This window comes from Streptomyces mangrovi, from assembly GCF_900114215.1.
Taxonomy (GTDB): domain Bacteria; phylum Actinomycetota; class Actinomycetes; order Streptomycetales; family Streptomycetaceae; genus Streptomyces; species Streptomyces barkulensis.
On sequence record NZ_FOSG01000035.1, the window covers coordinates 17609 to 27380 of the forward strand.

Here is a 9772-nt window from a genome sequence, read left to right on the forward strand (position 1 = left end):
CGGGTCAGCGGTCCTAGGAGGGAGCCACCGATGATTCTGCTCCGTCGCCTGCTGGGTGACGTGCTGCGTCGGCAGCGCCAGCGCCAGGGCCGTACCCTGCGCGAAGTCTCCTCGTCCGCCCGGGTGTCGCTCGGTTACCTCTCCGAGGTCGAGCGAGGGCAGAAGGAGGCTTCCTCCGAACTGCTCGCCTCGATCTGCGAGGCCCTGGACGTGCGGATGTCCGAGCTGATGCGGGAGGTCAGCGACGAGCTGGCGCTCGCGGAGCTGGCGCAGTCCGCGGCGAGCGACACGGTCCCCGCACCGATGCGCCGTCCCGTTCTCAACCCGGTGACCGTGACGTCCGTCACGGAGCGGTCGGGGGAGCGGGTGACCATCAAGGCGCCGACGGAGGCCGTGGACGTCGTCGCCGCCTGACCGGTGCGGTAGCGGACGTACCCTGCGAGAGAGCCACACGGGCCCGGCCCGGACGCGTGACACGCGTCCGGGCCGGGCCCGTCGCCGGACAGAGCCACGGCCGGGTGCGGCGCCCGAACCGCGGTCCGGGCGTCTTTCCGGGCGGAGCGGGCGTTCAGGCGGACGGGGGAGGCGGTCCCGTCTGGCAGCCGGGACACCAGTACGCCACGCGCCGGGTGGAGGAGGGCCCGGGCACCCAGGTGCGGACGGTCGTACCGCAGCGCGGGCACGGTTTGCCCGCACGGCCGTACACCCACAGATTCCGGCCGGCGCGCACGTCGCCGGTGGTGACGCGGAGCGTACGGGCCCTGTTGACCTCCAGCAGCTTCTTCGCCAGGGCCGTCAGACGTTCGGGGGAGGGGACCTCGCCGACCGGCAGCCAGGGCGTCACCCCGACCAGGAAGCAGAGTTCCGCCGCGTAGACGTTGCCGATCCCGGCCAGATTGCGCTGGTCCAGCAACGCCTCGGCGACGGGACGGGCGGGATCCGCCAGCAGGCGGCTCAGGGCCTTCGCCTCGTCCCAGTCGGGGCCCAGGAGGTCCGGGCCCAGATGACCGACCGCCCTGTCCTCATCGGCGGTGCGCAGCAGCTCCAGGACGGGGAGGCGGTACCCCACGGCCGAGTGGGCGCCGGTGGCGAGGACGGCGCGGATCTGGTGGCCGGGGCCGCCGCTCCACCGCCGGCCGGGTGCGTAGACGCGCCAGGCGCCCTCCATCCGCAGATGGGAGTGGAGCGTCAGACCGCCCTCGAAACGGGTGAGGACGTGCTTGCCGCGCGCGCTCGTCTCCAGCACCTCGCGCCCGGTGAGGTCGACGGTGGCGAGCTTGGGCACTCGCAGGTCGCAGCGGACGAGAGGCGCTTTCGACAGCGCCCGGTGCAACTGCCGGGCGGTGCGCCAGACGGTGTCTCCCTCGGGCACCGGGCCGTCCTTTCTCGTCTCTCGTCCGTCGTTTTCGGACGTCCGCTCCTCGACCGCTTCCCGTCGTCCTTCATCCCTACGCGCCTTCGCCCCTACGCGCCTTCGCCCCTACGCGCCCGGCGGCGTCCCCTCGGGCCCGGCCGTCCGCCGCCGGTCGTCAAGCCGTCACGCGCGCAGCCGCAGCCCGCGCGGAGTGGCGTGGAAGCCCGCGGCCTCCAGGGCGGAGCCCACGGGAGAGGTCAGGGCCGGGGAGCCGTTGACACGCTCCACGGTGAGGGTGCCCAGCATGCCGCGGTGCGCGGCCCCGGCCAGTGCCTCGACGGCGGCGGTCAGCGACGGCCCCTCGGCCCGCCAGGCCAGCAGCGTCCTGCCGCCGCGCTCGAGGTAGAGGACGAGCTCGCCGTCGACCAGCACCACCAAAGAGCCCGCCTTGCGACCCGGCTTGTGGGACGCGGCCGTCATGCCCCGGCCCGGCCCGCCGTCCTCCGTGGGGGCCGTCGAGGGCGGTTCGGGCCAGGGAAGGGCGGCGCCGTAGGCGTTGGCGGGGTCGGCGGCGGCGAGTACGGCGGTACGAGGGCGGGCGCCCTCGGGTTTCTCCCGGGCCGTGCTGATCGCGCGCAGCCGGTCCACCGCGCCGTCCACGGCGAACTGGGCGGCGCCCAGGCCCTCCACCACATAGCCGCGGCGGGCCCGGCCGCTCTCCTCGAAGACCGACAGCACGCGGTAGGCGGCCGAGAAGCCGCCCTCGACGCCCTCGGCGGCGACCGCGCCCCGGGTGACCACGCCGTGCCGGTCCAGCAGAGTGCGGGCCAGGGCGTGGGCCCGGTGGGTGGGATCGGTCTCCCGGTCGGGCAGCAGCGACCAGCGGCCGGCCACCGTCGGGGGTCCGCCGCGGGAAGCGGTGGGACGGCGGGGCGCACCGGTCGGCGCGACGGGGGACAGGGGGACGGGGGAGCCGTACCGGCCTCGGGGGGTGCTCCGCCTGGCGCGGTGTGCCGTGGCCCCCGCGGTGCGGCCGGAGCCGAGCAGGGCGCGCAGCGGGGCCAGGGTGTCGCCCGTGAGCCGTCCGGACCAGGCCAGGTCCCACATGGCCTCGGCCAGCTCGGCGTCGGACGCCTCGTGCCCGTCGGCGCGCACCCGGTCGGAGATCTGCCGGAAGAACAGGCCGTAACCACCGAAGAGCGCGTCCAGGACCGCCCGGTGGAGCGGGGTGGGCTCCATCGGCAGGGGGTCGGGCAGCAGCAGCGGGGCGGCGTCGGCCAGATGGAGGCGGATCCAGCCGTCCTTGCCCGGCAGCGCGCCCGCGCCCGCCCAGAGTACCTCTCCGGCGGCGGTCAGCTCGTCCAGCATGGCCGGGTGGTAGTCGGCCACCCGGGAGGGCAGGACCAGCCTCTCCAGAGCGGAGGCGGGTACGGGGGCGCCCTGGAGCTGTTCGACGGCGCGCAGCAGCCCGTCGATGCCGCGCAGCCCGCCGGCCCCGGCCCCCAGGTGCTGCCACTGGGGCAGGAACGCGGCGAGCGAGGCGGGCGGGACCGGCTCCAGCTCCTGGCGCAGCGCGGCCAGGGAGCGGCGGCGCAGCCGCCGCAGCACACCCGTGTCGCACCACTCCTGCTCGATCCCCGAGGGATGGAACTCGCCCTGGACCACCCGGCCGGCCGCCGCCAGCCGGTGCAGCGCCCCGTCGGCGACCGCGGTGCCCAGACCGAACCGCCCGGCGGCCCGCGCGGTGGTGAACGGGCCGTGGGTGCGGGCGTAGCGGGCCAGCAGGTCGCCCAGCGGGTCGGCCACGGGCTCGGTGAAGGCCTCGGGCACGCCGACGGGCAGCGCCGCGCCCAGCGCGTCGCGCAACCGCCCGGCGTCCTCGACCGCCGCCCAGTGCTCCCGGCCCGCGATACGGACGCGGATGGTGCGGCGGGCGCGCTCCAGCTCCCGCGCCCACCGCGGCTCGGCGCCCCGCTCGGCCAGTTCCTCCTCGGTGAGCGGGCCCAGCAGGCGCAGTACGTCGGCGACGCCCTCGGCGTCCTTGATCCGGGGGACCGCGCCGATCCTGCCGTCGGCGCCCTCGCCGGGGAGCCACTGCAGCTCGCGCTCCAGCCCGGCCAGCACCTCGGGGTCGAGCAGCTCGCGCAGTTCGGCCCGGCCCAGCAGCTCGGCCAGCAGCCAGGAGTCCAGTGACAGCGCGGCGGCGCGGCGCTCGGCGAGCGGGGAGTCGCCCTCGTACAGGTACTGGGCGACGTATCCGAACAGCAGGGAGCGGGCGAACGGGGAGGGCTCGGAGGTGGTGACCTCCACCAGACGCACCCGGCGCGACTCGACATCGCCCATCAGCTCGACCAGTCCGGGTACGTCGAAGACGTCCTGGAGACACTCGCGCACCGCCTCCAGAACGATCGGGAACGACCCGAACTCGCTTGCCACCTGCAGTAGTTGGGCGGCCCGCTGGCGCTGCTGCCACAGAGGGGTGCGCCGGCCGGGGTCGCGGCGGGGCAGCAGCAGGGCGCGGGCGGCGCACTCGCGGAAGCGGGAGGAGAACAGGGCCGAGCCGCCGACCCGGTCGGTGACGGTCCGCTCCACCTCGTCGCGGTCGAACAGGACGTCGGCGGCACCGACGGGGGGCTGGTCGGGGTCGCGGTCCGGGGTGTCCGCGAAACCCGGGACCGGAGCCGTGCCGAAGTCATCGCCGAGGTCGAAGCCCATCAGATCGGTGTCGGGCAGTCGCAGCACGATGCCGTCGTCGGCGTGCATCACCTGCGCATCCATGCCGAACCGCTCGTCCAGCCGCGCTCCCAGCGCCAGCGCCCAGGGCGCGTGCACCTGGGCGCCGAAGGGGGAGTGGATCACGATCCGCCAGTCGCCCAGCTCGTCGCGGAAGCGCTCCACCACGATCGTGCGGTCGTCGGGGACGTGACCGCAGGCCTGGCGCTGCTCGTCCAGATAGGCCAGGACGTTGTCCACGGCCCACTCGTCCAGTCCGGCCGTCGCCAGCCGCTCCCGGGCGGCCTGCGGGGTCAGACCGCCGACCTCGCGCAGGAACGCTCCCAGCGCACGGCCCAGCTCCAGCGGGCGGCCCAGCTGGTCGCCCTTCCAGAACGGCAGCCGGCCGGGGACGCCGGGGGCGGGGGTGACCAGGACGCGGTCGCGGGTGATGTCCTCGATGCGCCAGCTGGTCGTGCCCAGGGTGAACACATCGCCCACCCGCGACTCGTAGACCATCTCCTCGTCCAGCTCCCCGACGCGTCCGCCGCCCTTCTTCGGGTCGGCGCCGGCGAGGAAGACGCCGAACAGCCCGCGGTCGGGGATCGTCCCGCCGGAGGTGACCGCCAGCCGCTGCGCCCCCGGACGACCGGCGACGGTGTGGGCGACACGGTCCCACACCAGGCGGGGGCGCAGCTCGGCGAAGGCGTCGGACGGGTAGCGCCCGGCGAGCATGTCCAGCACGGCGGTGTACGCCGACTCCGGCAGCGAGGCGAAGGGCGCGGCGCGCCGTACGACCGCGAGCAGTTCGTCGACGTCCCAGGTGTCCACGGCGGCCATGGCGACGATCTGCTGAGCCAGCACGTCCAGCGGGTTGGACGGGACGCGCAGGGCCTCGATGGCGCCCTCGCGCATCCGCTCGGTGACCACCGCGGACTGCACCAGATCGCCGCGGTACTTGGGGAAGACCACCCCGGCCGAGACCGCGCCCACCTGGTGCCCGGCGCGGCCCACCCGCTGCAGCCCGGAGGCGACCGAGGGCGGGGACTCCACCTGGACCACCAGGTCCACCGCGCCCATGTCGATGCCCAGCTCCAGGCTGGAGGTGGCCACCACCGCCGGCAGGCGGCCCGCCTTCAGGTCCTCCTCGACCTGGGAGCGCTGCTCCTTGGAGACCGAGCCGTGGTGGGCGCGGGCCAGTACCGGTGGAGCGCCCCCCGCCACCCCGGACCCGCCCATCAGCTCGGCGGGCGAGTGCCCCTCGGGAACGGGCTCGCCGGTGGCCCGCTCGTAGGCGATCTCGTTGAGCCGGTTGCACAGCCGCTCGGCCAGGCGCCGGGAGTTGGCGAAGACGATGGTGGAGCGGTGGGCCTGGACGAGGTCGGCGATCCGCTCCTCCACCGGCGGCCAGATGGAGGGCCGGTCCCCCTGGCCGCCGGGCCCCTCGCCGCCCGCGTCCCGCACCGGTGAGCCGCCCAGCTCGCCCATGTCCGGCACGGGCACCACGACCGACAGGTCGAACTCCTTGCCCGAGGGGGGCTGCACCACGTGCGCGCCGCGCCGGGGCGAGAGGAAGCGCGCCACCTCGTCCACCGGACGCACCGTCGCCGACAGCCCGATGCGGCGGGCCGGGCGGTCCAGCAGTTCGTCCAGGCGCTCCAGGGAGAGCGCCAGATGAGCGCCGCGCTTCGTCCCGGCCACGGCGTGGACCTCGTCCAGGATCACCGTCTCCACTCCGCGCAGGGCCTCGCGGGCGGCGGAGGTGAGCATCAGGAACAGCGACTCGGGCGTGGTGATCAGGATGTCCGGCGGGCGCCGGGCCAGCGCGCGGCGCTCGGCGGCCGGGGTGTCGCCGGAACGGACCCCGACGCGGATGCCGGGCTCGGGAAGCCCGAGCCGCGCCGACTCCTGGCGGATGCCCGTCAGCGGGCTGCGCAGGTTGCGTTCGACATCCACCGCCAGGGCCTTCAGCGGTGAGACGTACAGCACACGGCAGCGGCGGACCGGATCGGCGGGAGACGGCGTGGCGGCCAGCCGGTCCAGGGCGGCGAGGAAGGCGGCCAGCGTCTTCCCGGAGCCGGTCGGCGCGACGACCAGGACGTCGCGCTCCTCGGCGATCGCCCGCCAGGCGCCCTCCTGGGCGGCGGTGGGGGCCTGGAACGCCCCCGTGAACCACGAGCGGGTCGCGGGGGAGAAGGCGTCGAGAGCCGGTGACCGGTCCATGGCCTCCATCGTGCACCCCCTCACTGACATCCCCGCACAGGAGGTTCCGGCACCGGCTTCGTACCGGCCCCCGCACAATGGAGGGCATGGGGACGGAGGAGTGGGCACGGCACTGGCGGTACGACCGGCTGCCGGACACGGACCTGCTGCGCGCCCGCTACATAAGGCACGCCTTCCCTCAGCACGCCCATGACGGCTATGTGCTGGGGGCCATCACCGGCGGTGTCGAGGAGGTCGGGCTGCCGCAGGGTGTGGAGCGGGCCGGCGCCGGGTCCGTCGTCATGATCAATCCGGAGGTGGCGCACACCGCGCGCGCCGGGGTTCCGGAGGGCTGGGCGTACGCCACGCTCTACCCCTCCTCGCGCACGGTCGCGGCCATCGCCGCCGAGACGACGGCCATCCGGGGCACCGCGGGGTTCGCCGAGTCCGTCGTGCACGATCCGGAGGCCGCGCGCCTGATCACCGAGGTGCACCGGGCCGCGGAGCAGGGCAACGCCCTGGCCGCCGACACCCTGCTGCGGGTCGCCGTCACCCGGCTGCTGCGCCGCAACGGCACCGCGCTCCCCGCGCGTACGGTCCGCACCGCGGGCGCGTGGAAGGCGGCGCGCGCCCGCGAGATCCTCCTGGAACGGATGACGGATCCGCCCACTCTGGAGGCGCTCGCCGCGGAGCTGGGTACGAGTCCGTTCTCGCTGCTGCGGGCCTTCCGCGAGCGGTACGGCATGCCGCCGCACGCCTGGCTGACCAGCGCCCGGGTCCGCCGCGCCCGCCGGCTGCTGGAGGAGGGGGCGCCGCCCGCCGAGGCGGCCGTCGCCGTCGGCTTCACCGACCAGCCGCACCTGGGGCGGCACTTCCGCCGGATCGTCGGTGTGCCGCCGGGCGCCTACCGGCGCGAACGCGCAAGAACGTACAAGACCGGGCAGGAGGGCCGCGCCTAGCATCGCGCCGTGCCCGAGACGAACCAGACGACCCAGACCCCCCGGACCGTTCCGGCCCGTCCGGACGGAAGGGACGCGCCCACCGCGCCCACCGCGTCGCCGCCTGCCGCCGACCGCGGCGGGAACGACAGGGCCGTGGCCCGTGACGCACTCGGAGTCGGTGTCGCCGTGGGCCTGTCCGGGTTCGCCTTCGGGGTCACCTCCGCCGGAGCCGGGCTGAGCCTCGCGCAGACCTGTGCGCTCAGCCTGCTGGTCTTCACCGGCGCCTCGCAGTTCGCCCTGGTCGGCGCGCTCGCCGCGGGCGGCGGTCCGCTCACCGCCGCGGCCGGGGCCTTCTTCCTCGGCACCCGCAACGCCTTCTACGGGCTGCGGCTGTCCTCGCTGCTGCGACTGCCGCGCGCGGTGCGGCCGGCGGCGGCCCACCTGGTCATCGACGAGACCTCCCTGGTCGCCCTCGCCCAGCGGGACCGGCGCGCGGCACGGATCGGGTTCACCGTCACCGGTATCACCCTCTACCTGCTGTGGAACCTCACCACACTGCTCGGCGCGCTGGGCGCCGCCGCGCTCGGCGACACCGCCGCCTGGGGGCTGGACGCGGCGGGTCCGGCCGTCTTCCTGGCGCTGCTGGCGCCCATGCTGCGCACGGCTGCCGAGCGCGCCACGGCCGGGCTCGCGGTGCTGCTGGGGCTGGGCCTGCTGCCGGTTCTCCCGGCCGGGGTCCCGGTGCTGGTGGCGGCGCTCGCCGCGCCGCTGGTACTGCTGGCGCGGGGGCTGCGGGCCAAGGGGTCGGACGGAGGGGAGGGCCGATGAGCCCGGAGGGCGTGTGGATCGCGATCGGGGCGACGGCCGCCGGCTGCTACCTCGTCAAGCTGCTCGGGCTGTCGGTGCCGGCAGGCGCGCTGGAGCGCCCGCTGGTGCGGAGGCTGGCGGCCCTGCTGCCGGTGGCGCTGCTGGCGGCGCTCACCGCGCAGCAGACCTTCGGCGGCGAGGGCGGCGCACTGGTGGCCGACGCACGCGCGGGAGGTCTCGCGGCGGCGGCGGTCGCTCTGGTGCTGCGCGCGCCCTTCCTCGTGGTGGTCGCCGCCGCCGTCCTGGTCACCGCGGGGCTGCGGGCCCTGGGGTAACCGCTCCCGGCCCCCCGGCTCCCCACCGCCGGCAGGGGACCGGCCGGGCGGGCGGATACTGGGTGTATGCGTTTGACGATCTTCTGGGAGCGGATGGCGGCCCACTTCGGTGAGGCGTACGCCGACTCCTTCGCACGCGATCACGTGATGTCCGAGCTGGGCGGCCGGACGGTCCACGAGGCCCTGGAGGCGGGGTGGGGGGCGAAGGAGGTCTGGCGCGCGGTCTGCGTGGCCGTGGACGTGCCGGCCGAGCTGAGGTGAGCTCCCGAAAGGGCGCGCGCTGTCCGGGGGCCGACCGCGCGCAGCACTCCTGAGCTGCTGGTTCTCCGGGTTCTTCCGGTTTTCCACAGGAGCACGGAGCAACTTGACACAGAAATCGAACAGCTATTCTCATGGTTGGGCCGGGCTGCTGGAAACGGTGTCCGGGCCGATTGTCAGTGGCAGGCGCTAGCGTCTTCTGATGTGAAGCGATCGACTCAAGCGAACCGGGTGGCACCCATGGCAGGAAACGACCGCGAGAAGGCGCTCGACGCCGCGCTCGCACAGATTGAACGGCAGTTCGGCAAGGGTGCGGTGATGCGCCTGGGCGAGCGGCCGAACGAGCCCGTCGAGGTCATCCCGACCGGGTCGACCGCCCTGGACGTGGCGCTGGGCGTGGGCGGTCTGCCGCGCGGCCGGGTGGTGGAGGTCTACGGCCCGGAGTCCTCCGGCAAGACCACCCTGACCCTGCACGCGGTGGCCAACGCCCAGCGGATGGGCGGCACGGTCGCCTTCGTCGACGCCGAGCACGCGCTGGACCCGGAGTACGCCAAGCGGCTGGGAGTGGACGTGGACTCCCTGATCCTGTCCCAGCCCGACAACGGCGAGCAGGCGCTGGAGATCACCGACATGCTCATCCGCTCCGGGGCGCTGGACCTGATCGTGATCGACTCGGTGGCCGCCCTGGTGCCGCGCGCGGAGATCGAGGGGGAGATGGGCGACTCGCACGTGGGCCTGCAGGCGCGGCTGATGAGCCAGGCGCTGCGCAAGATCACCGGTGCGCTCAGCCAGTCCAAGACCACCACCATCTTCATCAACCAGCTCCGCGAGAAGATCGGGGTGATGTTCGGGTCGCCGGAGACGACCACCGGTGGGCGGGCGCTGAAGTTCTACGCCTCGGTGCGGCTGGACATCCGCCGGATCGAGACGCTCAAGGACGGCACGGACGCGGTGGGCAACCGCACCCGGGTGAAGGTGGTCAAGAACAAGGTGGCGCCGCCGTTCAAGCAGGCGGAGTTCGACATCCTCTACGGGGTGGGGATCAGCCGGGAGGGCGGGCTGATCGACATGGGGGTGGAGCACGGCTTCATCCGCAAGTCGGGTGCCTGGTACACCTATGAGGGCGACCAGTTGGGGCAGGGCAAGGAGAACGCCCGCAACTT

8 protein-coding genes are annotated in these 9772 nt (G+C 74.7%); 6 read left to right on the plus strand and 2 right to left on the minus strand.

Annotated elements, in window-relative coordinates:
* Positions 1 to 30: 30 nt before the first annotated feature.
* Positions 31 to 414 (plus strand): helix-turn-helix domain-containing protein, encoded by a 384-nt coding sequence (locus tag BM237_RS27975; RefSeq protein WP_093663381.1) that lies wholly within the window; start codon positions 31 to 33, stop codon positions 412 to 414.
* 154 nt (positions 415 to 568) lie between these two features.
* Here the strand turns inward: BM237_RS27975 and BM237_RS27980 are convergent, their stop codons facing one another.
* Positions 569 to 1372 (minus strand): Fpg/Nei family DNA glycosylase, encoded by an 804-nt coding sequence (locus tag BM237_RS27980; protein ID WP_093852539.1) that lies wholly within the window; start codon positions 1370 to 1372, stop codon positions 569 to 571.
* A gap of 165 nt (positions 1373 to 1537) precedes the next feature.
* Positions 1538 to 6298, minus strand: a complete 4761-nt coding sequence (locus BM237_RS27985; RefSeq protein WP_093852540.1) for an Lhr family ATP-dependent helicase — start codon at positions 6296 to 6298, stop codon at positions 1538 to 1540.
* Between the two features lie 77 nt (positions 6299 to 6375).
* Here BM237_RS27985 and BM237_RS27990 point away from each other — a divergent pair, with 77 nt between their 5' ends.
* The 5 genes from BM237_RS27990 to recA form a co-directional block, all read left to right on the plus strand.
* Positions 6376 to 7227 carry an AraC family transcriptional regulator gene (locus BM237_RS27990; RefSeq protein ID WP_425443751.1) on the plus strand — a complete coding sequence of 284 codons (852 nt, stop codon included), beginning with the start codon at positions 6376 to 6378 and terminating at the stop codon, positions 7225 to 7227.
* Between the two features lie 135 nt (positions 7228 to 7362).
* Positions 7363 to 8037: an AzlC family ABC transporter permease gene (locus BM237_RS27995; protein ID WP_245794096.1), complete on the plus strand. Its 675-nt coding sequence runs from the start codon at positions 7363 to 7365 to the stop codon at positions 8035 to 8037.
* A complete protein-coding gene (locus BM237_RS28000) occupies positions 8034 to 8351 on the plus strand; it encodes an AzlD domain-containing protein (RefSeq protein ID WP_093852543.1) in 318 nt (105 codons plus the stop codon). Before BM237_RS27995 ends, BM237_RS28000 begins: the two co-directional genes overlap by 4 nt.
* A 66-nt stretch (positions 8352 to 8417) precedes the next feature.
* Positions 8418 to 8612: a DUF3046 domain-containing protein gene (locus tag BM237_RS28005; RefSeq protein WP_093852544.1), complete on the plus strand. Its 195-nt coding sequence runs from the start codon at positions 8418 to 8420 to the stop codon at positions 8610 to 8612.
* 237 nt (positions 8613 to 8849) lie between these two features.
* Positions 8850 to 9772, plus strand: a 923-nt coding sequence (gene recA / locus BM237_RS28010; RefSeq protein WP_093852545.1) for a recombinase RecA, incomplete at its 3' end; no start/stop codon positions are given.

Bases quoted from the DNA above. Each gene is read 5' to 3' on its own strand.
- BM237_RS27975 (WP_093663381.1), top strand. From the start codon at position 31: ATGATTCTGCTCCGTCGCCTGCTGGGTGACGTGCTGCGTCGGCAGCGC.
- BM237_RS27985 (WP_093852540.1), bottom strand. From the start codon at position 6,298: ATGGAGGCCATGGACCGGTCACCGGCTCTCGACGCCTTCTCCCCCGCG.
- BM237_RS27990 (WP_425443751.1), top strand. From the start codon at position 6,376: ATGGGGACGGAGGAGTGGGCACGGCACTGGCGGTACGACCGGCTGCCG.
- BM237_RS28000 (WP_093852543.1), top strand. From the start codon at position 8,034: ATGAGCCCGGAGGGCGTGTGGATCGCGATCGGGGCGACGGCCGCCGGC.
- BM237_RS28005 (WP_093852544.1), top strand. From the start codon at position 8,418: ATGCGTTTGACGATCTTCTGGGAGCGGATGGCGGCCCACTTCGGTGAG.